We start from the raw sequence: 25,475 nt of genomic DNA on the forward strand, positions 1-25,475 counted from the left end.
GCCCTCCCCGGCGGGGCCGCGGCTCACGGCGCCGGCGCGGCCGGGGGCGGCGCCGGGCGGGCCGAGGGGTGGCCCAGGGTGCCGGCCACCGCCAGGTGCCAGGCGCCGTCCTTGCCCTTGCCGGAGGCCAGCGCCAGGTCGAGCAGCGACCGCACCGTCTTGCCCTCGGCCTTGGCGGCGAAGGCCTCCGACAGGCGGATGGAGGCCCGGCCCGTCAGCGGCGACAGGTCCAGCTTGGGCAGCACGGTGAAGGCCAGGCCGTCGCCGGCCAGGGTGGCGTCGCCGCCGCTGGAGGCCAGCTTCTCGAAGGTCCCCTTGCCGGCCGCCACCGCCACCGCCGCGGTGACCTGGCCGAGCGAGAGCGCCGGCAGGGTGAGCGGGGCGGCCATGCCGGGCACCGGCACCTTGCCGCCGGCCAGGCCGGCCCCCTCGATGGTGAGGTCGGCGCGCCCCTCCAGCTTGCCCTTCTCGTCGGCCGGCAGGACGAAGCGCGCCGTGCCGGTGGCCAGGCCGGTCAGGTCCAGGCCGGCCGCCTTGCGCAGCGGCACCGCCTGCGCCAGGTCGAGGTGCGAGAGCCTGGCCTCCACCACCTGCGGCGCGCCGGAGAGGTCGAAGCTGCCGGTGGCCCGGCCGTCGTAGAGCCGGGCCGCCACCGCCACCCGCAGCCGGCCGCGCAGCAGGGGCAGGGCCGCCAGGGTGACGTCGAGCTCCTCCATGGGGATGGCCAGCCCGTCCTTGTCCTTGAGCGAGACGTCGCGCAGCCCCACCCCGACCAGGCCGGCCGGGCCGGCCTCGCCGGCCTCCAGCTTCCAGCCGCGCTGCGCCGCCTCGACCACCAGCCGGTCGCGCATGGCGGCCGCCGGCAGGGTCTGGCGCAGCGCCAGCAGGAAGGCGGCGACGAAGAAGGCGCCGTAGAGCAGCCGCGGCTTCCAGGTGGTCCAGTCGATGGCCATGTGCGCCCTCTCCTCAGCCCTTGATCTGGTAGGTGGCCACCACCACCGTGGCGTCCACCAGCTTGGGGTCGTCGGTGCGGGTGGAGAGGCGGAGCCGGCGCACCTTCACCAGCCCCTGGCTGCGCTCCAGCCCCTGCAGCAGCCTGGCCAGCCGGGGCAGCTCGATGCGCGGCAGGTTGACCTCCACGCTCTCCTCGGTGACGCCGTCCAGGTCCACCGGGTTGCCCACCGGCCGCAGGTCGGTGACCTCGATGCCCAGCGAGCTGCCGGTCTGCGAGACGTGGCTCATGAGCGGCACCTGCGGCCCCTTGAGGCGCGCCTCCAGCGCGGCCCGCTCGGCCTGCACCCGCTTGTAGCCGGAGGCCAGGGCGCCCACCTGGGCCAGCACCTTGGTCTTCTCCTCGATGCGCGCCTCGCGGGCCCGCACCCCGGCCTGCAGGCGGAAGGACACCATGAAGACCACGAAGAGGACCACCGCCACGCCGGCCAGCGTCACCATGACGCGCTCGCGCGGCGAGAGGCGGGAGGCCCACGCCTCCAGGTCGGCCTTGAGCTGCTTCCAGCGCTCCATGGTCACTCCCCTCCCTGGGCCGGGTTCGAGCAGGCCAGCGCCGAGTCGATGGAGAACTCGAACTTCGAGTCGGAGGCGCGCTTGCGCACCCCCTGCGGCCGCGCGTCGGCGAAGCAGCGCGAGGCGTGCAGCCCGGTGACGATGCGGTCCACGTTCTCGGCGGTGTCGGTGGTGCCCTGCAGGTGCAGCTTCTTCTCGGTCACGTCGATGCGGTCGAGGCGCAGCGCCACGCCGTCGGGCACCCGGGCGGAGAGGTCGCCCAGGACGTCCACCGCCGAGCCCTTGGGGATGGCGGCCCCCGGCACCCCGCGGCCGCGCAGCACCGAGAGCGCCTCCTCGTAGTTGGGGTAGCACTTGTTGAGGATCTTGGTCTGGGCGTCGCACAGCACCTTGTCGAGGGCCTGCTCCTGGCGGGCCAGGGCGAACACCTTGACCCCCGAGGAGGCCACCGCCAGCAGCAGCACCAGGCCGGCCGCCACGCCCAGGGTGGCCACCCGGCCGCGCAGCTGCTCCATGTCGCGGGTGTAGGCGGCGTCGCCGCGGCGCAGGTTGAGGCGCGAGAGCCGCGCGCCCAGGTGGCCGCGCAGCGCGGCCGCCAGCGCCAGGGCGAAGGACGGGGCGGTGTCGGCGGGCAGGCCGCGGGCCGCGGCGGCGCCCAGCTCGAGCGGCAGGACCTGGCCGTCCACCTCGCCGGCGAAGAGCTCGGCCAGCCCGGGCAGGCGGGCCAGGCCGCCGGCCAGCCAGAGCCGGGCCAGCGGCCGCGAGCCCTCGCCGCGGGCCCGCCAGCCGCGCACCGTGGCGCGCAGCTCGCGCAGGAGCGGGGCCACGGCGCGCCGCAGCGCCTCGGCGGCGCGCGGGTCGTCCCGCAGCGCCTGCAGCGGGCCGTCGTCGGGGCCGTCGAGCGGGCCGCCGGCCAGGCCGGCCAGCAGGCGGGCCGCGTCGGGGGCCGACAGCCCCAGGTCGGCGGCCAGGCTGCGCGCCAGCGCGCCGGCGCCCCAGGCCACCGTGCGGGCCGCCTCCAGCTTGCCGGCCGCGCCCAGGCAGAAGGTGGCGCGCTCCTCGCCCAGGTCCAGCACCGCCTCGGCCGGGGCCGGCTGCCCCTCGGCCGCCACCAGCGGCTCGCCGGCCAGCACGCCGGGGGCCAGCAGGGCCGCCAGGGTGGGCGCCGGCGGCGCCACCACCCGGGGATCGAGCCCGGCGCCGGAGAGCAGCTCCAGCAGGGCGGTCAGCTCGGCGCGCGGCGCCACCCCCACCCACAGGTCGGCCATCCCGGGCCGCTCCCCCATGGGCTGCCAGTCCCAGGCGGCCTCGGCGAGCTCGTAGGGGATCTGCCCCTCCACCTCGAAGCCGATGGTCTGCTCGATGCGCCGGGGGTCGGTGAAGGGCAGGGTGACCACGTGGGCCGCCACCGCCACGCCGGGCGTGGTGACCACGCACAGCTCGGCCTTCCAGCCGCGGTCGGCCAGCAGCCGGCCCAGCGCCGCCGCCTGGCGCTCCCGCAGCGAGGGGCCGCCCTCGACGGCCGGCTCCAGCGGCGCCTCGGCGTGGTCGGCCACCTCGAAGCCGCGGTACGCGCTGGAGAGCAGCACGGCCTTGACGGCCCGCGCCCCCACGTCGAGACCCAGGATGGACTGCGCCATGATCGTCACTCCTCTCGCCAGTGCAGCAGGCGGCCCAGCCCGGTGGCCTGCTCGCGGGCTTGCTCGGGGTCGAAGCTCACCACCGCCGCGATGGTCTTCTCCACCCGGCCCACCGTGCCGCTGCCGCGCACCGTGTAGACGCGCGAGCGGTCGGTGAAGGCCCCGCGGCCGTCCTTGTTGTTGGCCTGCAGGTAGGTGGCGTTCACCGTGAGCCCCATGACCTGCAGGAGCTGGGCGAACTGCATGGGGGTCATGGAGAGGAAGCCGCCCAGGCGCAGCTCGCGCGCCGCCAGCTGCAGCCGCTCGCCGAAGGTGGGGTCGTCGAGCAGCGGCTGCTGCGGCGGGTCGGCCATGATGCGGGCGTTGCGCACCAGCTCCACCGGGTCGTCGGCGTTGACGTTCATCTTGGCGTTGCGCGAGACGAAGACGGTGAGCCGGTCGCCGAAGGCGGCCATGAAGGCGTCGGACACGCCGGTCACCAGGAACAGCTCGTCGAGGGAGTCGAAGCGGGCGTTCTTGGCCTTGTAGCGATCCGGGCCGCGGTCGTAGGCGAAGTTCTCGTCGCCGAAGCCGGCCTCGAAGGGCCGGTCGTAGAGGCCGGTCACCGACGACTGCACCTGGTCGTCGTCCACCCAGTCCTTCAGGTGGATGGCCAGGTCGGTGCGCGAGGTGCGCTGGCCGTTGGCGTCGTCGCGGTCGAAGAGGAAGTCCCAGTGCTTGTCGGCCACCATGGCCAGGAAGCTGTCGAGCTGGGCCCCCTGCAGCTGGGTGGTGGCGCTGCCGTCGAGCTGCACGTTGACCTTGCGGTCCTCGTCGTCGAGCACCGCCTCGAAGCGCCCGTCGGCCTCCGGCGCGGGGGCCTCGGCGCCCAGCGGCGCCGAGCCGGCGAAGAGCCGGCCGGCCAGGTCCGAGTCGATGGGGATCTGGCGCCACAGCTGGGGGCGGGCCGAGGCCTGGCCGCCGGCCAGGGCGCCGGCCGTCCCGCCCAGGTTCTTGGCCGCATCCTGGGCGCGGTTGCCCACCTCGTCGAGCTGGGCCTGGAAGTGCAGCACCAGCCGACCCAGCGCCACCGCGCCGCGGGCCTGCGCCTGGGCCTTCAGCTCGTCGCGGGCGTTGCCGGCGATCTGCAGCGAGACGCGGGCCTGGTAGGCCAGGTCCACCGCGGCGGCGGTGACCAGCGCCACCGCCACCATCACCACCAGCAGGGCGGCGCCGCGCGGGGCGGGCCGGCGGGCCGCCGCGCCACCTGCCGGGCCGGGAGGGAGGCGGGCCACGTCAGAACTCCAGCGGGGTGGTGAGGGCCACGCGGGCCTGGGTGGCGTAGGTCTGGACCTGGCCGTCGGCGTCCTTCACCTCGAGCTCGATGCGCACCCGGGAGGGCAGCTCGTTCATCCGCTCGCTGGAGCGGGTGGACCACTCGCGGCTCCACTCCTTGCGCACCCGGTCCCAGTACTGGAAGGTCACCTTGCTGACGTGGTCGGCCACCAGGTCCTTGGCCCCGCCGCGGTCCGGCTCGTCGTCGAGGTGGGTCTTGACCCGCCGGAAGAGCGCCTCCTCGCCGGTGTCGGGATCGCGCTCCACCAGGTACTCCACCACCACCTGGTCCGACTCGGCGGTGTCCTGGTAGCGGCGCACGTGCGCCATGGTGGTGAAGAGCAGCTCGTCGCCGCGGCCCACGAAGAGGGTGGGGCGGTCGCGGAAGCGGGCCCGGTCGTAGTGCTCCGAGAGGTAGGCCATGGACAGCTCGCGGGTCAGGCGGGCCAGCGAGAGCCGCACCGCCGAGGCGCGCTCCGACTGGTCGCGCACGATGCTGGCGGCCCGGTCCACCTGCTGGTAGCTGCCGGCGATGACCGCGCCGATGAAGGCGGTGATGGCCACCGCGATCATGAGCTCCACCAGCGTGAAGCCGCGGGGGGCGGGCCTCACCGGCCACCTCCGCCCGGCGAGCCGCCGGCGCCCGGCGCCAGCACCACCAGGTGGGTCACCACCGTGAAGGACTCCTCGCGGGCCCCGTCCTGCCAGGAGACGGTGAGCCGGACCTGGCGCACCCCCTTCTTGATCTCCTCGCCCAGCACCGGCAGCGCGCTCTGCAGCAAGGCCGTGGTGGCGCCCGCCAGGGGCGAGGGGCCCGGGGTCGGGCCGCCGCTCCCGGCGGCCTTGGCGGCCGCGTCGGAGCCGCCGGTGATCTGGGCCATCAGCCCCTCCAGGCCGCCGTCGGCGCCGGTGAAGGCCTTCACCACGCCCTCGGCCCCCAGCTCCAGGGTGGGCTTGACGGTGGCCACCTTCCAGCGCACCTCCGGGTGGCCGTCGTCCTCGAAGGTGCCGTCCTCCGACTGGTCGAAGTCGCGGAAGCCATCCGCCTCGAACGTGGCCTCCACCTCGGCCAGCTTGCCGCGCGCCAGCATGGTGGCCAGCTCGAGATCGCGGGTGCGCACGTGGTTCCGGAGGGCGCCGCCCACCACCTCGAAGGCGGCCGTCAGCGCCATGGCCAGGATGGCCATGGCCACCATGACCTCCAGCAGCGTGAAGCCGCGCGCCGCCGGGCGCCCGGGCCGGGCCGGCCTCATCGCCGCGCCTCCACCACGCCGGCCACCACGCGGGCCCGGCCGGTGAACGGCTCCACCACCACGGTGTAGACCGCGTCGCCGTCGGCCACCTCCACCCAGGCCCGCTCGGCCTGGCCGCCCGGGAAGAAGTGGACGTAGGCGGTGCCCTCGGTGATGGGCTCGCGGCGCCCCTCCACCCGCACCTCGCGGATGGCGGTGGTGCCCGGCAGCTCGCGCCGCGTCACCAGCCGGTCGCCGAAGGCGCCGAAGCGGGTCTTGGCCAGCAGGCGCCGCCGCTCCTGGTCGCGCTCGTCGGGCAGCCGGTCGGCCAGCTCCTCGTCGCTGGTGGCGGCCGCGTCGTCGCCCCGCGCCACCCCCACCGCCCCCTCGGCGCACTCGGCCGACCAGGTGCGCGCCGTCAGGTCCAGCGCCATGCGGCAGGTGGCGTGGCGCAGCGCCGCGGTGTCGTAGAGGTAGCGCAGCCCGCCGCCCAGCTCGCCGGCCGCCTGGCGGGCGTCGGCCCCCGAGAGCGACGCCACGGCGGGGGACCACCGCGGCCGACAGCACCGCGATGACCGCCACCACGATCATCAGCTCCACGAGGGTGAACCCTCGGCTGTGGGCCGGGCGCGCCATGCCGCCTAGTTGTTCACCAGGTCGGCGTTCTCGCCCTCGCCGCCGGGGGCGCCGTCGCCGCCGTAGCTCTTCACGTCGTACCCGTCGGCGTGCGCCTGGCCGGGCGAGAGGTAGATGTACTCGCGCTCCCAGGGGTCGAGCAGCTTGCCGTTCTTGTTGGGCTTGAGGATCTTCTCCTGGATGAGCAGCCCCAGCCCCTCCTCGGTGGTGGGGGTGCGGCCGCGCAGCACCCGGTAGGTGTCCACCCCCTCCGAGATCTTGGCCAGGTCGGACTTGGCGGTCCGCACCTTGGCCTCCGAGAGGTTGCCGAAGACGTTGACGGCCACGGCGGTGCCGACCAGGCCGATGATGATCACCACCACCATGATCTCGATGAGGGTCATGCCGCGCTGGGCGCGGCGCTTCCTGTTGGTCACGTTCAGTTGCCTCCTGCGAGGGAGTTGATCTGGAGGATGGGCATGAGGATGGAGAAGACGATGAACGCCACCACCACCCCCATGCCGACGATCATGAAGGGCTCGAGCAGCGAGGTGAGGGCCGCCACGGTGGTCTCGACCTGGTCCTCGTAGGCGTCGGCCACGTTGCCGAGCATCTCCTCGAGGGAGCCGGACCGCTCGCCCACCGCCACCATGTGGTGCACCAGGGGCGGGAACTCGCCGGAGCGCTTGAGGGGGGCGGCGATGGACTCGCCCTCCTGGATGGAGACGCGGGCCTGCTCGATCACCTCGGCCAGGCGCACGTTGCCCACCACGTTCTTGACGATGTCCATGGCCGACAGGAGCGGCACGCCGCTCTTGAGCAGGGTGGCCAGGGTGCGCGAGAAGCGGCCGATGGCGATGGTGCGGATGAGCCGGCCGAAGACCGGCACGGTCAGCTTGAAGCGGTCCCAGCGGGCCCGGCCCGGGACCGAGGCCTTCCAGCGCAGGAAGCCCCAGATGGCCAGGATGGCCAGCGCCAGCACGGCCCACCAGTAGCTGGCCATGAAGGTGGAGAAGCCGATGAGCGCCTTGGTGGTCCAGGGCAGCACCGCCTTGGTGTCCTCGAAGATCTTGGTGATCTTGGGGATGACCACCGTGAAGAGGGCGCCCAGCACCAGCGTGCCGATGACCAGCATGGCCACCGGGTAGATCATGGTGGCCACGATCTTGGAGCGCAGGCGGGCCTGGCTCTCGGTGAAGTCGGAGAGCCGCACCAGCACCACGTCGAGGGCGCCGGAGGACTCGCCGGCCCGGATCATGTTGACGAACAGGCCGTTGAAGACCCGCGGGTGGCCCGCCATGGCGTCGGCCAGCGAGGCGCCCTCGTTGACCCGCTGCTTCACGTCGGAGACCACCCGCTTGAGCCGCTCGTGCTCCACCTGCTCCACCAGGGCGGAGAGCGCCTCCACCAGCGGGATGCCGGCGTGGATCAGCACCGCCATCTGGCGGGTCATGACCGCCAGGTCCTCGGCGCTGACCCGCCCCACCACCCAGCGCCTGACGTTGACGTCGCGCTTGGCCTGGGCCTGCTGCTGCTGCTCGCCCAGCACCTCGGTGAGGAAGACGCCGTCGCGCTTCAGCGCGGTGCGCAGGGCCTTGGGGGACTCGGCCTCCTTGAGCCCCTGGACCGCCTTGCCGGCCGCGCTGAGGGCCTTGTACTCGAAGACGGGCATGGCGCTAGTGCAGGTCCTCGGCGGTGACCGAGAGGACCTCGGCGGCGGTGGTGATGCCGCAGGCCACCTTGTAGGCGCCGTGCTGCATCAGGGACAGCATCCCGTGGTTCACGGCGGCCTGCTTGATGGTGGAGGAGTCGGTGTTCTTGAGGATCAGCTGGCGGATGTCGTCGTCCACCAGCATCAGCTCGTAGATGCCGGTGCGCCCCAGGTAGCCGGTGCCCTGGCAGGCCGGGCAGCCGGCCGCCTTGTAGATCACGGCCGGGGTGCCGGCCTGGGCCCAGATGTCGTCGGAGAGCCCCACCTGGTCGCGCTCCTCGCGGGTGGGCGCGTAGGGCTTGCGGCACTGGGGGCAGAGGACGCGCACCAGCCGCTGGGCCAGCACGCCCACCAGCGAGGAGGCCACCAGGAAGGGCTGCACCCCCATGTCCACCAGGCGGGTGATGGCCCCGGCGGCGTCGTTGGTGTGCACCGTGGAGAGCACCAGGTGGCCGGTCAGCGAGGCCTGGATGGCGATCTCGGCCGTCTCCAGGTCGCGGATCTCGCCCACCATGATGACGTCCGGGTCCTGGCGCAGGAAGGAGCGCAGCCCGCCGGCGAAGGTCAGCTCGATCTTGGGGTTGACCTGCACCTGGCCGATGCCCTTGAGCGGGATCTCGACCGGGTCCTCGATGGTGAGGATGTTGAGATCCGGCGAGTTGATCTTGGCCAGCGCGGCGTAGAGCGTGGTGGTCTTGCCGGAGCCGGTCGGGCCGGTCACCAGCACGATGCCGTGGGCCCGGGTCACCAGCCCGTCCATGATCTTGAGCTGCCAGGGCTCGAAGCCGATCTCGGCCAGGTCGAGGATGACGTTGGACTTGTCGAGGAGGCGCATGACGATGCGCTCGCCGTTGTTGGTGGGCACGGTGGAGAGGCGGACGTCCACGTCCTTGCCGGCGATCTTGATGCGGATGCGGCCGTCCTGGGGCAGCCGCTTCTCGGCGATGTTGAGGCCGCCCATGATCTTGATGCGGCTGGCGATGGAGGCCTGGTAGCGCTTGGGGGCGCGGATGACCTCGCGCAGCACGCCGTCGATGCGGTAGCGCACCGAGATGTCGCGCTCCTCCGGGTTGATGTGGATGTCGCTGGCCCGCTCCTTGACGGCGCGGAACAGCAGCGAGTTGACGAGCCGGATGATGGGGGCCTCGTCGTCGGCGTCGAGCAGGTCGGTGGGCTCCTCCAGCTCGTGGGCCACCGACTCGAGGTCCTCGGTCTCGAGGCCCTGCATGATGGTGTCGTGCTCGTCGGCGGCCCGGTCGTAGGCGGCGTTGATGGCGTCGAGCACCACCTGCGGGGTGGCCACCTCGGGCGACACCGGGGCGCCCACCAGCACCGCCACCGAGTCCTGCGCCGAGGTGTCGAGCGGGTCGGCCACCACCAGCCGCACCGCCCCGCCCTGCCAGCCGATGGGCAGCACCCGGGCCTGCTTGGCGAAGTTGATGGGCACCTTGGCCACCACCGCCGGGTCGAGGGCCTCCGGGTCGATGCGCTCCAGGTACGGCAGCTCGAGCTGCACCGCCAGGGCCCGCAGCACGTCGATCTCGGTGGTGGCCTTCAGCTTGAGCAGCACCTCGCCGAGCCGCAGCCCGGCGTGCTCGCCGCGCTGGGCCAGCAGCGCCTCCTCCAGGCGGGCCGGGGCCAGCCCGGCCAGCTCGACCAGGATCTCGCCGAGCCGCCGGCCGCGCAGGCCGGCCGCGGCCGGGTCCGGCGCCACGGCGGGCGCGTGCCCGGGCCGCTCGGCCGAGAGCTCGGTGGCGCCCTCGGCCATGGCTACTGCCCCTCCGGGAGCGCGGGCGGCGGCGGCTGGACGTCGGCCGGCGGCCCCTCCGGCGTCACCTCGACGGGCTCGAGCCCGCCGGCGTCGGGCGGGGCGTGGCCCGGGACCTCGGCCGCCTCGGGGGGCGCCGAAGCCGCCGGCGCCCGGCTCGGCACCGGGTAGAGCTGGGCCGGCACCAGCGGGGCCGGGAAGGCCGGCGCGGCGGCGCCCGGCCCGCCCGGCGGGGCCGGCGGAGGCGACGGGGTGGCGTCCGGGCCGATGACGCGCTCGCCCGGGCCGCCGGCGCCGCCGTTCTCGGGCCGGGCCGTCTCCTCCGCCACGTCGCGGCGCAGCAGCGAGTACGGGCCGGTCTTGCGGGTGAAGTCGATGGCCACGTCGTAGCCCGGCTGGCGCCCGTAGAACTGCTCGGTGAAGTCCTGCTGCTCCTTGCGCTTCTTCTCGTAGATGCGCCGGTAGTCCGCCTCGTCGCGGATGATGTAGGGCGTCAGGAAGATGAGCAGGTTGGTCTTGGTCTTGGTGGTGGTGGTGTCTCGGAAGAGCCAGCCGAGGATGGGCAGGCTGCCCAGGAAGGGCACCTTCTTCACGCTGCGGACGTTGCGCTCCTGGATCAGGCCGCCGATGACGATGGTGGACTGGTCCTTGGCCACGATCTGCGTCTTGACGCTGCGCTTGGCGGTGGTGGGCCCGAGCTGCGGGTCCTTGTCCACGATCTCCTCGGTCTGCTGGTCGATGACCAGGCGGATGTTGTCGCCCTCGCTGATCTGCGGCTTGATCTTGAGGCGCAGCTCGACCGGCTGGCGCTGGATGGGGGCGTACAGGCTGTTGAGCCCCTGGCTGCCGAGCAGCGAGCCGAGCGCCGCGCCGGTGGTCCCGCTGGCGCCGCTGGTCAGGCCGGAGAGGCCGGAGGGGGCGTAGGCCGCCTGGAAGGGGACGTTCTGGCCGACCGTGATCTCCGACTCCTCGTTGTCCGAGGCCAGGATGTGCGGCGTGGAGATGACGTTGACGTCGGAGTTGGACTGCAGCGCCTGCACCATCACGCCGATGCTGGGGATGTTGAGCCCCAGGTCCTTGAGCGAGGCCGAGACCGGGCCGGCGTAGCCGGTCAGGAACCCGCCCAGGCCGATCAGGCTCTGCACGTTGGCGAACTGGCCGATGGTGCTGATGCGGCCGGGCGCCAGGTTGATGGGCACGAAGCCCGACCCGTCCTTGGTGGTGAAGGGGATGGCGCCGTGCGCCCCCACCCCGAAGGTGTTCGAGTTGTTGAGGTTGACCTCCATGATGACGGCCTCGACGAACACCTGGCGGCGCGGCCGGTCCAGCTTGTCGATGAGCCGGCGCACCGTGACGATGTCGGCGCCGCTGGCCTGGATGACCAGGGCGTTCTGGGCCTTGTCGGCGGTGATCTTCACGTCGCCGGTGAAGAGCTCGGCGGTGACGGTGCCGCCGCCGGCGGCCACCGGGGCGGCCGGGGACCCGCCGGCGCCGGGCAGGGAGGGGACGAAGCGCGCCCCGCCGCCGGGGGCGCCGGCGGCGCTCTTGCCGCTCTTGCCCTGGGCCAGGTTGGAGAGGGTGGAGGCCAGGTCCTCGGCGGCGGCGTTCTTCAGGTAGACGACGTGGATGCCGCCCTCCTCGGCGGTGGGCACGTCGAGCTGCTGCACCAGCTCCAGGATGCGCTCGAAGCTCTTCTCGTCGGCGATGATGATGAGCTTGTTGGTGCGGTCGTCCGGGATGACCTTGGTGACCTGCACGTCGACGCCGCCGCCGGCGCTGGCCGGGGCGGCCGGGGCGCCGGGCGCGGCCGGCCGGGCCGGCGTGGCGGGCGAGGCCAGCACCGTCTTGCGGGCGCCCTTGGCGCCGCCCTGGGCGAAGATCTGGTTGACCTTGTCGGCGATGTCCTTGGCCGCGGCGTAGCGGATCTGGACCATGCGCACCACCTCGCCCGCGCCGGCCCGGTCCAGCGTCTCGAGCAGCCGCTCGATGCGGCGGATGTTGAGCCCGATGTCGGTGATGATCAGCAGGTCGGGCGGCACCGTCTGCAGGTCGGCGCCCTGCGGCGAGATGAAGTTGCCGAGGACCCCGCGCACCTGGTCGGCGTCGGCGAACTTGAGCCGGATGAGCTTGGTGATGGGCTGCTCGGTGGAGGGCGTCTCCCCGTCGGTGGTGTAGGTGGGGATGGGGGTCTTCTTGGCGTCGGCGGTCCGCACCAGCTTCCAGTACTTGCCGGTCTGGTAGAGGGCGATGCCGTTGGAGGACAGGGCGGCCAGGAAGGCGGCGTAGGCCTCCTCGGCGCTCACCGCGCTCTTGGAGAGCAGGGTGATCTTCCCCTTGGCGACGTCCTCGCCGTAGATGAAGTTGCGGCAGGTCCAGCGGCTGGCCTGCTCGAGGATGTCCACCACGTCGGCCTTGTTGAAGGCCAGGAGGAACTTGCCCTGGATGGGCTGGCAGCTGGTGCCCGCCTTGACCGGAGTGAAGCTGATGGTGTCGCCGCCGCCGCCGGGCGTGGCCGGGGCCGCGCCGCCGCCCGGGAAGGGGGCCTGGCCGCCCTCCGCCGGCAGGCCCGTGGCCCGGTTGATGGGAACGCCCTCCGGGGTGGTGGTGCCGCGCCGCGGGTCGACCCGCGGCGTGGTGGGCCGGGTCACCGGCTGGGCGACCGCGCCGGGGACGCCGCCGGGGCGCGGCGGGCGGATGGGCGCCTGGGCCGCGGCGAGGGCGGGGGCGAGGCAGAGCGTGGCGAGGAGCGAGCGCATGCGCATGGGGAGTCCACCGGTCCTCACGGACCGCTGATGTTGTAGTCCTTCTTGATGGTCTGGCCGCCGCGCTCGAGCTCGATGGAGACGTGCGCCGACTCGCGGAGCTTCTGGTAGACCTCGAGGGCCTTGTCCGGCGAGTTGACCTCGTAGCCGTTGATGCGGGTGATGACGTCGCCGTTCTCGATGCCGATGGAGGCGTAGAGCGAGCCCGGCTGGATCTGGAAGAGCTTGAAGCCGTTGGCCTGGCCGTTCTTGAAGCTGGGGACCAGGCGTGCCTGGGTGGCCAGGGTGTTCAGGTTGGTGAGCGCGCCCTCGATCACCTGCTTGTCGATCTCGTACTTGTTGTCGGCCAGCTTGCGGATGCCCTCGGCGCCGGCGCCCGGGGCGGGGCGCACGGCGCTGGGCCGGCCGGGCGGCAGCGGCGCCACGCCCAGGTTGAGCGAGGCCTCGCCGGCGCCGGCGCCGGGCTCGCCGTCGAGGTATTCCTTGGTGCCGCCGTTGCAGATCACCGCCACCACCCGGAAGGCGTTGCCGGTCAGGTCGCGCGGGTCGGCGATCCGCTCCACCCCGAGCAGCCTGGCCCCGGCGAACTCCTCGCCCACGCCCAGCACCCTGGTCTCGCGGCTCTGCGGGTCGAGCAGGGTGGCCAGCGAGTGGCGGGCCACCTCGCCGAGGACGCCGGCCACCAGCTGCAGCCGCAGGTCGCTCTTGGAGGGCCGGGCGGCGGGGTCCTGGCAGGTCTGCGGGCGGCTCGGCGCAGCCACCACCGACTCCTCCACCACCTTGGGCGGCTCCACGCCGATGAGCCGGTAGAGCCGGTCGGGGTCGAGGGTGGTCGGCAGCACCGCCCGGGGCGGTGGCGCGGCCAGCGCGGCCTGGTCGGCCTGCGGGCGCGGCCGGATGGCGGCCCCCACCAGCGTGTTGACGGTTCGGGCCAAGAGCCAGGCCGCTGCGAACAGCAGGGCCAGGTTGGCGGTCCAGGCGTATTTGCGGAAGAAGAGGTCGAGCATGGGTGCCCGGCACCGAGTGAGCAACCCGTGTGCCACCGGCGGCCGCGCCGGGCCTCGCTCAAGCTGGCGGCATCAGGGCACTCTTCCTGGAGCCCGCCAGCCCCGAGGCCTCGGCCGGGGGCCGCCCGTGCCATTTTGGCAAAGGGACCGGCGCCTCCGTCCCCAGCCCGCCAAAATGTCACCGCCGCCCGGCCCCACGCGGCCGGGATCAGGTCGGCTCGCCGCCCTCGTCCGGCCCGGCCTCCTCGCCCTCCACCACCTCGCCCGGCCGCCGCAGCCGCCCCGCCTCGTCGCGGTCGAGCTTGCGGTAGATGGTGCGCGGGGCGATGCCGAGGAGCTGCGCCGCCAGCGTCTTGTCCCCGCGCGTCTGGGCCAGGGTCTCGCGGATCACCAGCCGCTCGATCTCGTCCATGGTGGTGCCGAGCGGCACCGTGAGCGAGGCCGGCCCGGCGGCGCGCTCGGTGGCCGGGGCCCGCTGCCGCACCGCCTCCGGCAGGTCGCCCACGTCCACCAGGTCGCCGCGCGCCAGGATGACGCCCCGCTCCACGGCGTGCTTCAGCTCGCGCACGTTGCCGGGCCAGGGCGCCGCCTCCAGCGCCGCCAGCGCCGCCGGGGTGAACCCGGTGGCCTGCTTGCCGTTCTTCTCGGCGAAGGGGCGCAGGAAGGAGGCGGCCAGCAGCGGCACGTCCTCGCGCCGCTGGCGCAGCGGCGGCAGGCGCACCGACACCACGTCGAGCCGGTAGAAGAGGTCCTCGCGGAACCGGCCGGCCTTCACCTCGGCGGCCAGGTCCTTGTTGGTGGCCGCCACGATGCGCACGTCCACCCGCACCGCCGCGGTGCCGCCCAGCCGGTCCACCATGCCGTCCTGCAGCACCCGCAGCAGCTTGACCTGCAGCGCCGGCGAGGTCTCGCCGACCTCGTCGAGGAAGAGGGTGCCGCCGTCGGCCCGCTCGAAGCGCCCCTCCTTGCGCCCCACCGCGCCGGTGAAGGCGCCCTTCTCGTAGCCGAAGAGCTCCGCCTCCAGGATGGTCTCGGGGATGGCGGCGCAGTTGATGGGCACGAAGGGCCGGGCGGCCCGCGGCGAGAGGTCGTGGACCAGGCGCGCCGCCAGCTCCTTGCCGGTGCCGCTCTCGCCCACCAGCAGCACGCTGGCGCTGGTGGGGGCGGCCTGGCGCAGGGTCTCCACCATGGCCAGCAGCGCCGGGGAGGTGCCGAGCAGGCCGCCCGCGCCGGGGGCCCCGCCCGGCGCCAGCGCCGCCAGGCGCGCCTTGAGGGCCCGGTTCTCGGCCACCAGCGAGGCCTTCTCGATGGCCTGGCGCACGCTCTTGACCACCGCCTGCCGCTTGAGGGGCTTGGCGATGAAGTCGTAGGCGCCCTCCTTCATGGCGGCCACCGCCGACTCCACCGTGCCGTGGGCGGTCATGAGCACCACCTCGGTCTCGGGGGCGATGGCCTTGACCGCCCGCAGCAGCGAGTCGCCGCTCATGCCGGGCATCATGAGGTCGGTCACCACCACCGCCGGCCGCTCGCGCCGCAGCGCCTCCAGCGCCTCGCCGCCGGACGAGGCCAGGGCCACCCGCCAGCCCTCGCGGGCGAAGATCTTCTCCAGCGACTCGAGGTTGGGGCGCTCGTCGTCGACGATCAGCACGAGGGGTGTCACGGCGCGAGCATACACCGCGCCCCCAGCGGCGCCGCGGGCGCGGAGGCGCGGCGCCGCGCCGACCCGTGGCGCGCCGCGCCCGGAGCCACCACGGGGGCCGGCGCGACGGCGGCGCCTGGAACGACGACGGCGCCCTCGCGGGCGCCGTCGGTGCAGCGGTCGGGGCCGGGGCCCCTCGGGCTACTCGGCCTCGGGGGCCTCGGGGGCGGCCTCGGCGGCCGGGGCGGCCTCCACCTTCTTGGGCTTGCCGGCGGACGCCTTGGCGCGCTTGGCGGCGCGGTTCTCGGCGCCGGCGGCGGCCTTCTTGGCGGCCGGTGCGGCCTCGGGCTTCTTGGCGTCCGGGGCGGCGCTGATGGTGGCCGAGGAGGCGTTGCCGTAGCGGTTCTTGAACTTCTCGATGCGGCCCGCGGTGTCCATGATCTTCTGCTTGCCGGTGAAGAACGGGTGGCACGCCGAGCAGATCTCGATGTGGAAGTCGCCGGCCACCGAGCGGGTCTCGATGAGGTTGCCGCAGGCGCAGAGCACCTTGGCGGGCTTGTACTCGGGGTGGATGCCTTCCTTCATGACGTCGCTATCCTTTGGGCCGCTTGCACCGCGCCGTCGTGGCGGCGGTGGACCGGGCCCGGCTATGGGAACCGCGGGATCTAGTCGGAACGGGAGGTTGCGTCAACCCCCGGCCGCCGGGCCGGGGGTGGGGGAGGGTGGGAGGACCTAGCGGGCCCCGCCGCCCACCATCATCTTGAAGAACTCGTCGTGGCACTTCACCTGGCGGAACTTGTCGAGCATGAACTTCATGGCCTCGACGTTGTCGAGCCCGTTCAGGATGGTCTGGCGCAGGATGTAGATCTTGGAGAGCCACTCGGGCGGCAGCAGCAGCTCCTCCTTGCGGGTGCCGCTCTTGGCGATGTCCATGCAGGGGAAGATGCGCTTCTCCATCAGCTTGCGGTCGAGCACGATCTCCGAGTTGCCGGTGCCCTTGAACTCCTCGAAGATCACCTCGTCCATGCGGCTGCCGGTGTCCACCAGCGCGGTGCCGATGATGGTGAGCGAGCCCCCCTCCTCGATGTTGCGGGCCGCGCCGAAGAAGCGCTTGGGCTTGTGCAGGGCGTTGGAGTCCACGCCGCCGGAGAGGATCTTGCCCGAGGGCGGCACGGTGGAGTTGTAGGCGCGCGCCAGGCGGGTGATGGAGTCGAGCAGGATGACCACGTCGCGCTTGTGCTCCACCAGGCGCCGGGCCTTCTCGATGACCATCTCGGCCACCTGCACGTGGCGGGTGGCCGGCTCGTCGAAGGTGGAGGCCACCACCTCGCCCTTCACCGTCCGCTCCATGTCGGTCACCTCCTCGGGCCGCTCGTCGATGAGCAGCACGATGAGGGTCACCTCGGGGTGGTTGGTGGTGATGGCGTGGGCGATGTTCTGCAGCAGCACCGTCTTGCCGGCGCGCGGGGGCGAGACGATGAGGCAGCGCTGCCCCTTGCCGATGGGCGAGAAGAGGTCCACCACCCGGGTGGTCATCTCGTTGGCGTCGTGCTCCAGGTGCAGCCGCTCGGTGGGGTAGAGGGGCGTCAGGTTGTCGAAGAGGACCTTCTCCTGGGTCTCCTCGGGCGGGGCGCCGTTGATGCTGTCCACCTTGAGCAGGGCGAAGTAGCGCTCGCCCTCCTTGGGCTGGCGCACCGTGCCGCGCAGGGTGTCGCCGGTGCGCAGGTTGAAGCGCCGGATCTGCGAGGGCGAGACGTAGATGTCGTCGGGGCCCGCCAGGTAGCTGAAGTCGGGGCTGCGCAGGAAGCCGAAGCCGTCGGGCAGCACCTCCAGGGTGCCCTCGCCGGCCACCTCCATCTCCTCCTTCTTCTCCTCGGCGGCCCTGGACTGGGCCTGCAGGATGGCGAAGATCAGGTCCTGCTTCTTGAGCGCCCCGGCCCCCTCGAGCTTGAGCTCGCGGGCCAGCTCGGTGAGCTCGGCCACCTTCTTGTGCTTGAGGTCCGTGATGGAGGCGGTGGCGACCACGGGAGCGGGTGCGGCGGGGGTGACGGGCGCGGCGGGCATGGGGGACGTCCGGGGCGGGCGGCCGGCCGCGCGCTGGGCGCGGGCGCTGGCTCGTGGCGGGGAGGCGGTGCGGGGAGTACCGCGGAGAGGGGATCGAGGCTACGGCGGGAGCCGAGAGCCTGTCAACGTGGGGCCCACCTGTGCGGCGGCGCGCCTACACCGTGGGTGGCCGTCGCGCGATCAGGGGGCAGGCGGGGTGGACGGCAATCACGTCAAACGGGGTAACATCGACCCGTGCGCTCACAAGGGAGGGCGCACCCAGGATGGCCAACTCCACCGACGTCGTCGTGGCCGGCTCGAAGGCCTTCGCGCTGGCGCTCTTCGCGCCCGTGACCGAGCGCGCCGGCACCCGTCCGCGCATCGCCCCCGAGCCGCAGCAGGCCCTGGCGCTGTGCGGCGCGTCGACCGGCCTCCTCCTGGTGGAGTACGGCGAGGCCTGGCAGCCGGTGCTGGCGCAGCTGCGGGCCCAGGCGCCCGGGCTGCGGATCGTGGCGGCCCTGCCGCGCGGCCTGGAGGCCGCGGCGCTGGCGCTCGGGCCGCTCGGCGTGGACGCGGTGCCCTGGGACGGGCACGCGGCGGCGGTGCTGGCTGCGGTGGACCGGGCGCTGGCGGTGGCCCCCGCGCCGGCGGAGCCACCGGCGCCACTGCCCGCCGCTCAGGCCTCGCCCGCCGCGGCCGCCCACCCGCCGCAGCCGCCCCCCCGCCCTCCGGCCACCACGCCGGCCGGCGGGACGCCGGGGCAGGCCCGGCCACCGACCCTGGCCCGCCCGCCCGCCACCACGCCGCCCGCCGGGATCCCCGCCGCGCCGCCGCTGGCCCGCCCGCCGGCCCTCACGCCGCCCACAGGGGTCCCGGCCGCCGCCGCGCCGGCCGCTCACCTGGCCGGGCCGGCGCCCCTCGCCGCGCCGGCCGTCGACGACGCCGGCACCGACCTCTTCGACGGCCTCGGGTCCGTCGAGCCCGCGGCCGGCCAGGCCGCGCCCGCGACCTACGGCCCGCCCGCCGTGGCCACCGTGTACGTGCCGCCTCCCGCGTCGGCCGCGCCCCACGCCGTCGAGTGGCCTGCCTCCACCCCCACCGAGGAGGAGGCAGAGTCGGCGCTGGTGCTCTACGTGCGGGGGAAGCTGCGGCCCGACGCGCCGCTGGCGGCGGTGACCCGGCACGCCGTGGCCGGCATGTCGGAGCTGGAGCGCCAGGCGGTGAGCGGCGCCGCGCTCCCCTTCGACGCCACGCCCGTGTACCGGGCGGCCGTGCTCCGCCTGCGGGTGGCGGCGGCCCTGGCCGCGATGCCCACCACGCCGTCGCGGGTGGACGAGGTGGCCGTGCAGGCGCTGCTGGCCGAGCTCGACGGGGTGCTGGCCCTGGTGAACCCGCTGGCGGCCGGCGCGCCGCCCGAGCACCAGCCCGCCCTGGAGGCGGTGCGCAACGCGCTGGTGCGCGAGGCGGTGGACTTCTCCGAGGCGGTGCACCGCCTGGTGGAGGGCGGCGTCCCGGCCGTGGCCGCCAGGCCGCACGCCTCCCGCGCCGCGGCCGCCTCGCGCGTCCTCAGCGTGCAGGCCGGCGCCGACGAGGTGAGCGAGGCCGAGACCCGGCGCAGCCGCACGGTCTGGGTGATCTTCGTGGTGGTGCTGGTGGCGGCCGCGGGCCTGCACGGCTGGCGCTACCTGCAGAAGGAGCGGGCCATCGCCGCCATGCCGGCCATGCCGGGCGCGCCCGAGGGGATGCTGCTCCTGCCCGGCAAGCCCGGGGCCCCAAAGACGCTGGTGCCGCTGCGGGGCACGCCGGAGCGGCTGCAGATCGACAAGTTCAAGGCCCAGCAGCAGCTGCTGGGCAACCAGGTGACGGAGCTCGGCGGCGGGATGCTGGTCATCACGCCCGCCCCGCCACCGTCTCCGCCGGTCGGAGGAGGGCGTACCCCATGAACAGGCTCCACGCAGCCAGGCGCAGCGCACGCGGCTTCACGCTCATCGAGCTCATGGTGGTGGTGACCATCATCGGGGTCCTGGCGTCGGTGGCCATGCCGGAGTTCACCCGCCTGCTGTACCGGGCCAAGGCGGCCGAGCGGCACGAGGTGATGCTGCGCATCAAGAAGGCGGTGGCCGACACCTACGTGCAGAAGGGGCAGATCAACGGCGGGGTCCAGCTGGTCGGCGACTGGCAGCCGGCGCTGCCGGTGGCGCAGGTCAAGCGCATGCCCAACTGGCGGGCGGTGGGCTGGGACGACATCTTCCGCTCCACCGAGGAGATCGAGGGGGCCACCTACTACTCCTACCGGTTCGTGGCCGACGACAGCGTCAACCCGCCCACCCTGAGCATCCTGGCCTGGGGCGACCTGGACGGCGACGCCACCCTCAGCATCAAGCAGACGGACTTCGAGCGGCTCAACGGCCTGTACCAGCTGGTCCTGGAGTTCCCGGTGCCCGGCCAGGAGGACTTCATCAGCTTCTGAGCGGGGACCGCCCCGCCGCGGTTGCGCCCCGCCCGGCGCCGCGCCATCCTCTCGCCCCATGCCGACCGCCGAGGCGGCCCGCCGCGCCAGCCACCTGCGCGAGCGGCTGCGCGCCGCCGATCACGCCTACTACGTCCTCGACCGCCCGGTCCTGGCCGACGCCGAGTACGACCGGCTGATGCGGGAGCTGGCGGCGCTGGAGGAGGCCCACCCGGCGCTGCGCACCCCCGACTCGCCCACCCAGCGGGTGGGCGGGACACCCTCGGAGCGGTTCGAGAAGGTGCTGCACCGCGAGCCCATGCTGTCCCTGGGCAACGTGGTGAGCGACGAGGAGCTGGACGAGTTCGACGCCCGCATCCACAAGCTGCTCGGCACGCCGGCCGAGGACCCGGTGGCCTACGTGGTCGAGCCCAAGCTGGACGGGCTGGCGGTGGAGCTGGTCTACGAGCGGGGGCTGCTCCACCACGGCGCCACCCGCGGCGACGGCGTCACCGGCGAGGACGTCACGCCCAACCTGCGCACCATCGGCGGGCTGGGGGCGAACCGCGGCGTGCTGGCCGAGCTGCCAGCCGGCGCCCGTGGCGACGGCGCTGCCAGCGCAGCCGGCGCCCCGCCGCGGCTGGAGGTGCGCGGCGAGGTGCTGCTGCAGAAGGCCCACTTCGAGGCCATGAACCGCCGCCTGCTGGCGGCCGGGGAGGAGCCCTTCGCCAACCCGCGCAACGCCGCCGCCGGCTCCCTGCGCCAGCTCGACTGGACGGTCACCGCCACCCGGCCGCTCTCCTTCATCGCCTACGAGGCGCTGGTGCCGGGGCCGCAGCCCTGGGCCACCCACTGGGAGAAGCTGGCGGGCCTGGCCGCGCTCGGCTTCGAGGTCAACGCCGAGAACGCCCGCTGCCGCGGCCTCGCCGAGGTGAAGGCCTACCGCGACCGCATGGCGGCCCGCCGCTTCGAGCTGCCCTACGACACCGACGGCATCGTGGTGAAGGTCGACGACCTCGACCTGCGCGCCCGCCTCGGCGCCGCCTCCAAGGCGCCGCGCTGGGCGGTGGCCTTCAAGTACCCGCCGCAGGAGGAGGCCACCCAGGTGACGCGCATCTTCGCCTCGGTGGGGCGCACCGGCGTGCTCACCCCGGTGGCCGAGGTGGCGCCGGTGACGCTGGGCGGGGCGGTGGTCTCGCGGGCCACGCTGCACAACGAGGACGAGCTGCGCCGCAAGGACATCCGGGTGGGCGACTGGGTGCTGATCCGGCGGGCCGGCGAGGTCATCCCGGAGGTGGTCAAGCCGCTGCCGGAGCGGCGCACCGGCCAGGAGCGCGCCTTCGCCTTCCCCGAGGCCTGCCCGGAGTGCGGCGCCCGGGTGGTGCGGGAGGAGGGCGAGAAGGCCTGGCGCTGCACCGGCGCGGCCTGCCCGGCCCAGCTGGTCGGGCGGCTCACCCACTTCGCCCAGCGGCGGGCCATGGACGTCGACGGCCTGGGTGACAAGCTGTGCGCCGCGCTGGTGGCGCGCGGGCTGGTGAAGGACTTCGCGGACCTCTACGAGGTGCGCTTCGAGGACTGGCAGCAGCTCTTCGCCCGGGCCCGCAAGGCGGCGGCCGGGCCGGCCGAGGGCGCCGGTGAGGCGCCGCCCGGGGGGGCCGGACCGGTGAAGAGGCCGGCCCCGCCGCCCGAGAAGGCCGCCCAGAACATGGTCGAGGCGCTGGCCCGCTCCCGCGGCACCACGCTGCGCCGCCTCCTCTTCGGCCTGGGCATCCCGCAGGTGGGCGACGCCACCGCGGCGCAGCTGGCCCGGGCCTTCGGCACGGTGGAGGCGGTGCTCGACGCCGACGAGGCGGCGCTCACCGCGGTGCGCGACGTGGGGCCGGAGGTGGCGCGGCAGGTGCGCGCCTGGACCGCCGAGCCGCGCAACCGCGAGGTGGTCCGGCGGCTGCTGGCGGCGGGGGTGTCCCCGGCCCGGGAGGAGGTGGCCGCGGGGGGGCCGTTCGCCGGCAAGACCGTGGTGCTGACCGGGGGCCTGGCCGGGCTGAGCCGCGACGACGCCAAGGCGGCCATCGAGCGGCGCGGCGGGAAGGTCTCGGGGAGCGTCTCCCGCAAGACCGACCTGGTGGTGGCCGGCGAGGAGGCCGGCTCCAAGCTCAAGAAGGCCGTCGAGCTCGGGGTGCGGGTGGTGGACGAGGCGGGGTTCCTGAAGCTGCTGGAGGAGTGAGCCCGCGTGCCGAGCGCCCGCCTGCACCTCGTCGTCTCCGGCCGCGTCCAGGGGGTCTCCTACCGGTGGGCCACCGCCGAGGCGGCGGCCCGGCTGCGGCTGAGCGGCTGGGTGCGCAACCTGCCCGACGGGCGCGTCGAGGTGGTGGCCGAGGGGGCGCGGGCCCCGCTCGAGGCGCTCCTCGAGGCCTGCCGGCGCGGCCCGCCGGCGGCCGTCGTGGCCGGCGTCGAGGTGGCCTGGGCCGAGGCCCAGGGCGGCCTCGGCCCCTTCGAGGTGCGGCGATAGCCCGGCGCCTGGAGCTCGCCCGCGCCGCCCTCAGGGCGAGGCGGGGCGGGGGCCCTGCCGGGCCACCTCCTGGTAGACCAGGCGCGACACCTCCACGATGACCTCGTCGAGCGCCTGGAAGTCGGGCCCGCGCGACATGATGCAGAGCAGGTAGGGGTTGTTCGGGAAGTAGACGATGCCGCAGTCGTGCAGCTGCACGCGGCCGGTCGCCTGGTCGGACTTCTCGCCGAACTTGTGCGCCACCGCCACCTCCGGCGGGACGCCGGCCACCAGGCCGGCCCGGAACTCCGAGCGCGCCAGCAGCGACAGCGCCCAGTCCGAGGCTCCCTTCCCGAGGTAGGTGGCGTTGTAGAGGATGCGGAAGAAGGAGGCGTAGGTCTGGACCGAGAGGAAGCCGTCGTCGCCGGCGGCCCCGGGCCGCTGCATCCTGAGGAGCGCGTAGACGCGGTCCAGCTCGGCCGGATCGACGACCCGGCCCAGCAGCGTGAAGGCGTTGTTGTCCGAGAGGATGATCATCCGCTCGAGGAGCTCCCGCACGGCGTAGCGCCGGCCGGGCACCATGGCCTGGGACGGCCGGACGTTCTGGTCGAGGTTGTAGTCGCGCGCCAGCTCGAAGGGGACCTGGCGGTCGAGCAGCGCCCCCCCGCCCGGCTGCTCGGCGGCCTTGAGCACGGCGATCAGCATCGGCAGCTTGCGCAGGCTGGCGGGGGCGAACCGGTCGGTGTCGCCCAGGCCGAACCAGATGCCGTCGTTGAGCTCGCGGAAGTAGACGCTCACGGCGCTGTCCGGCGACCCGGCCAGGCGCGCCGCCAGGTGGTCGGCCAGCTGCTCCTTGAACGGGATCAGCTCGCGGTTCCGCAGGAGGTCGTCGGCCAGGTCGCACTCGAGCAGCGGGTTGACGAAGCGGAACCCGCCCTCCCGGCGCTCCACCAGGGCGCCCTGGCCCGGCGCCGCGGCGCCGTACGACCGTCCGGCCAGGTAGCCGGCGGCGAAGCCTGCCACGAGGAGGATCAGCGCGACGCCGAGGGTGCGCGGCCTGAGGGGCACGGTGGGCTCCGCCCAGAGGGGGGTCTCGCCTGCCACGCTAGCGGCTCCGCGCCACCGGCTGCAATGGACGGTGGGTGCAGGACCGTCACCGACCGTCACCGACCGTCACGGACCATCGGCGGGGCCAGGACTCCCGCCTGCGCCCAGGCCGGGTTCCTGGCGTGCATCTCGGCCAGGAGCTCGATCATCCGGCCGGTCACCGCGGCGGGCCGCGCGCCGCCGCTCACCGCCTCGTAGACCCCCGCCGCCACCACGTGGGCGGCGTAGGCCCCCGTGAGGTACCGCCCCGCGCCCGCGGCCTCGCCCGCACCTGCCCCGCCGCCCCGATCGCCCCCCGCTCCCTGGCCGTCCTGGCCGGCACCTGCACCTGGGCTGACGCCGGCGCGCCCCAGCTCCCGCCGCAGCTCCGCCACCACCCGCTCGTCCCGGTCCCGCCAGTCCTGGATCTGCCCGAGGGCGCGCCCCTCCAGCGCGCCCAGCCGGGTCCGCACGATGGCCCTGGCCACCACCGCGGCCGAGGCCCGGGCGACGCCTCCGGTCACCGCCACCTCGCCGAGGTGGAGGACGCCGCCGAGGTCCCGGTCCGCCTCCGCCACCAGCCGGTCGGCCCATCGCTCCGCCCCCTCGAAGGAGAGCAGCCGCACCGTCTCCGCCGCCAGGTAGGCGCGCGCCAGGTCGGCCGGGTGCGGGTCCTCGGCCTGGCCGTCGCTCCGCAGCGCCGGCCCGCCGGACCAGGCGGCGTGCAGCCCCCGGAAGTAGCCGATGAGCCCCACCGCCGAGGCCGGCCCCATGTTGAGGACCCCGAGCACGTCGGAGGCGGTCTCCTCGATCCGCTCCGCCCAGTAGTCGCCCAGCACCGGCGGCAGCCCGGCGGCGCGCGTCTCCGTGCGGACCGCGCGGGCCAGCTCGTCCGCCAGGCCGTCGTCGGCCGCCAGGAGGTCGTGCCCGGCGGTCTCGTGGGCCAGCGCCGCCCAGGCCAGCAGGCCGGCCGAGGCGTTGGCGGCGGGCAGGCTCACCACGGCCGCGGTGGCGCCGAAGGAGGCGGTGGCCGTGGCCGGCCAGGTGTACGGGCCGGAGCCCGCCTCGCCCCAGCGGACCAGCGGGGGGAGCACGCCGTGGTCCGGGGGCTTCACGCCGCGCCGGTCCTCGGCCGAGAGGAAGCCGTCGTAGAGGTCGGCCACCACCTCCTGGAAGGCGGCGGTGGCGCGCGGCTGGTACCCCTCGCCCCGCTGCAGCACCGCCTGCGCCAGGTCGAGCAGCAGGCGGGCGCCGCCCTCGCGGTCCGGGTCCTCCGCCAGCAGCCTGGCGAAGCCCTTCGGGCCGAGCTGCTCGAGCGCCGCGAGGAGCGGCTGGGCCACGGCGCGCCGGTAGGCCGGCGGCAGCTCCGCCGCGGCGCGCTGCAGGCGGGTCCGGAGGGAGGTGAGCTGGAGCGGATCCGCCGGGCCGTCGGTCGGCCGGAGGGCGGCCGCGCCCACGTCCTCGACGCAGGCGGGCAGCCCGGCCAGGGAGAGCGGATCCGGCGCCGGGCGCGGGCGCACCACCTGGAGCGGCGCCAGGGCGGCCGCGCCGAGCCGGCCGCCGCTGGCCGGCCGCGGGGGGCGGGGCGGTGGCGAGAGGGGCGGGTCGAGGCGGAGGTCGAGGCTGGAGGCGGCGGCGGTGGAGACCGAGCGGATGGACATGAGGGCCCCTGTGGCGGCGGGTGGAGCGGGAGCGGGTGCTGTGCTGGAGCGGCGCTGGCGCCGTGCTGAAGCTGGGCTGATTGCGACCGCCGTGCCGCGCCCGCCGCGGCGGCGCGGCGCCGAGATCGTGGGTGATCCGCCCGGAGTCGGCGCGCCGCCGCGGCCGACCGGCGGTCTGGTGGTCCGCGTGGCGGTCGGCGGGGTCCCGGCCCGGAGCACCGGCCCGGACCCCGACCCCGGCCCCGACCCCGACCCCGACCCCGACCCCGGGCGGCCCCCTCACCCCGGCCCTCTCCCCCACTGGGTGGGGGAGAGGGTGAGCAGACCAACTCGACCCCGACCCCGACCGCGACCGCGACCGCGACCGCGACCGCGATCCCGATCCCGGCCACGGCCACGGCCACGGATCCCACCCGGCCCTCATTTGCCCCGCCGATCCGCGGCGTGGTACGCACCCGGCCCTCCGCCGGGCGCGACGTACCTGCCCGGCCTCCTCCAGCGGCGGGTACCCGGCGGTTCGACTCCGCCACCCGGCG

Annotated in this window: 19 protein-coding genes and 2 pseudogenes; 4 read left to right on the forward strand and 17 right to left on the reverse strand. The window is 74.6% G+C overall.

Annotated features, from left to right (window positions below; genetic code table 11):
- Positions 1 to 23: 23 nt before the first annotated feature.
- From gspN to rho, 15 genes and pseudogenes are all read right to left on the reverse strand, one after another.
- On the reverse strand, positions 24 to 953 hold the full coding sequence (gspN, locus tag IPO09_04225) for a type II secretion system protein GspN (protein ID MBK9516559.1): 930 nt from the start codon (positions 951 to 953) through the stop codon (positions 24 to 26).
- Between the two features lie 13 nt (positions 954 to 966).
- A complete protein-coding gene (locus tag IPO09_04230; protein ID MBK9516560.1) occupies positions 967 to 1,524 on the reverse strand; it encodes a type II secretion system protein M in 558 nt (185 codons plus the stop codon).
- A 2-nt stretch (positions 1,525 to 1,526) separates the two neighbouring features.
- A complete protein-coding gene (pilM, locus tag IPO09_04235; protein ID MBK9516561.1) occupies positions 1,527 to 3,164 on the reverse strand; it encodes a pilus assembly protein PilM in 1,638 nt (545 codons plus the stop codon).
- A gap of 5 nt (positions 3,165 to 3,169) precedes the next feature.
- Positions 3,170 to 4,357 carry a general secretion pathway protein GspK gene (locus IPO09_04240; protein MBK9516562.1) on the reverse strand — a complete coding sequence of 396 codons (1,188 nt, stop codon included), beginning with the start codon at positions 4,355 to 4,357 and terminating at the stop codon, positions 3,170 to 3,172.
- Between the two features lie 82 nt (positions 4,358 to 4,439).
- Positions 4,440 to 5,051: a general secretion pathway protein GspJ gene (locus IPO09_04245; protein MBK9516563.1), complete on the reverse strand. Its 612-nt coding sequence runs from the start codon at positions 5,049 to 5,051 to the stop codon at positions 4,440 to 4,442.
- Positions 5,052 to 5,086: 35 nt separating this feature from the next.
- Positions 5,087 to 5,731: a prepilin-type N-terminal cleavage/methylation domain-containing protein gene (locus IPO09_04250; protein MBK9516564.1), complete on the reverse strand. Its 645-nt coding sequence runs from the start codon at positions 5,729 to 5,731 to the stop codon at positions 5,087 to 5,089.
- Positions 5,728 to 6,346, reverse strand: a pseudogene (locus IPO09_04255) (prepilin-type N-terminal cleavage/methylation domain-containing protein). The gene IPO09_04250 and the pseudogene IPO09_04255 overlap by 4 nt, the downstream one beginning before the upstream one ends.
- Before the next feature lie 5 nt (positions 6,347 to 6,351).
- Positions 6,352 to 6,768, reverse strand: a complete 417-nt coding sequence (gene gspG, locus IPO09_04260; protein ID MBK9516565.1) for a type II secretion system major pseudopilin GspG — start codon at positions 6,766 to 6,768, stop codon at positions 6,352 to 6,354.
- A complete protein-coding gene (gspF, locus tag IPO09_04265) occupies positions 6,765 to 7,997 on the reverse strand; it encodes a type II secretion system inner membrane protein GspF (GenBank protein ID MBK9516566.1) in 1,233 nt (410 codons plus the stop codon). Before gspF ends, gspG begins: the two co-directional genes overlap by 4 nt.
- A gap of 4 nt (positions 7,998 to 8,001) precedes the next feature.
- A complete protein-coding gene (gspE, locus tag IPO09_04270) occupies positions 8,002 to 9,804 on the reverse strand; it encodes a type II secretion system ATPase GspE (protein MBK9516567.1) in 1,803 nt (600 codons plus the stop codon).
- 2 nt (positions 9,805 to 9,806) lie between these two features.
- The gene (gene gspD, locus IPO09_04275; GenBank protein ID MBK9516568.1) at positions 9,807 to 12,560 is read right to left on the reverse strand and encodes a type II secretion system secretin GspD; all 2,754 of its coding nucleotides are present in this window, start codon (positions 12,558 to 12,560) and stop codon (positions 9,807 to 9,809) included.
- Between the two features lie 23 nt (positions 12,561 to 12,583).
- Entirely contained in the window at positions 12,584 to 13,573 is a 990-nt protein-coding gene (locus tag IPO09_04280; protein MBK9516569.1) for a PDZ domain-containing protein, read from the reverse strand.
- Between the two features lie 208 nt (positions 13,574 to 13,781).
- Positions 13,782 to 15,233, reverse strand: a complete 1,452-nt coding sequence (locus IPO09_04285; GenBank protein ID MBK9516570.1) for a sigma-54-dependent Fis family transcriptional regulator — start codon at positions 15,231 to 15,233, stop codon at positions 13,782 to 13,784.
- A gap of 180 nt (positions 15,234 to 15,413) precedes the next feature.
- Positions 15,414 to 15,797, reverse strand: coding sequence for a 50S ribosomal protein L31 (gene rpmE, locus IPO09_04290; protein ID MBK9516571.1), 384 nt, complete (start codon positions 15,795 to 15,797; stop codon positions 15,414 to 15,416).
- 147 nt (positions 15,798 to 15,944) lie between these two features.
- Entirely contained in the window at positions 15,945 to 17,276 is a 1,332-nt protein-coding gene (gene rho, locus IPO09_04295; GenBank protein ID MBK9516572.1) for a transcription termination factor Rho, read from the reverse strand.
- A gap of 263 nt (positions 17,277 to 17,539) precedes the next feature.
- Here rho and IPO09_04300 point away from each other — a divergent pair, with 263 nt between their 5' ends.
- Genes IPO09_04300 through IPO09_04315 form a run of 4 tightly spaced genes read left to right on the forward strand, consistent with a single transcriptional unit; the run spans position 17,540 to position 22,213 of the window.
- Positions 17,540 to 19,198: a hypothetical protein gene (locus IPO09_04300; protein ID MBK9516573.1), complete on the forward strand. Its 1,659-nt coding sequence runs from the start codon at positions 17,540 to 17,542 to the stop codon at positions 19,196 to 19,198.
- Positions 19,195 to 19,725 (forward strand): prepilin-type N-terminal cleavage/methylation domain-containing protein, encoded by a 531-nt coding sequence (locus IPO09_04305; GenBank protein ID MBK9516574.1) that lies wholly within the window; start codon positions 19,195 to 19,197, stop codon positions 19,723 to 19,725. The genes IPO09_04300 and IPO09_04305 overlap by 4 nt, the downstream gene beginning before the upstream one ends.
- Before the next feature lie 58 nt (positions 19,726 to 19,783).
- Positions 19,784 to 21,928 (forward strand): NAD-dependent DNA ligase LigA, encoded by a 2,145-nt coding sequence (gene ligA / locus IPO09_04310; GenBank protein ID MBK9516575.1) that lies wholly within the window; start codon positions 19,784 to 19,786, stop codon positions 21,926 to 21,928.
- 6 nt (positions 21,929 to 21,934) lie between these two features.
- Positions 21,935 to 22,213 carry an acylphosphatase gene (locus IPO09_04315; GenBank protein ID MBK9516576.1) on the forward strand — a complete coding sequence of 93 codons (279 nt, stop codon included), beginning with the start codon at positions 21,935 to 21,937 and terminating at the stop codon, positions 22,211 to 22,213.
- A 30-nt stretch (positions 22,214 to 22,243) separates the two neighbouring features.
- Here IPO09_04315 and IPO09_04320 read toward each other — a convergent pair whose 3' ends face one another.
- Entirely contained in the window at positions 22,244 to 23,260 is a 1,017-nt protein-coding gene (locus IPO09_04320) for a serine hydrolase (protein MBK9516577.1), read from the reverse strand.
- Positions 23,261 to 23,355: 95 nt separating this feature from the next.
- Positions 23,356 to 24,852 (reverse strand): annotated as a pseudogene (locus tag IPO09_04325) (hypothetical protein).
- Positions 24,853 to 25,475: the final 623 nt, after the last annotated feature.

Origin of the sequence: Anaeromyxobacter sp. (genome assembly GCA_016718565.1) — a bacterium.
GTDB lineage: Bacteria > Myxococcota > Myxococcia > Myxococcales > Anaeromyxobacteraceae > JADKCZ01.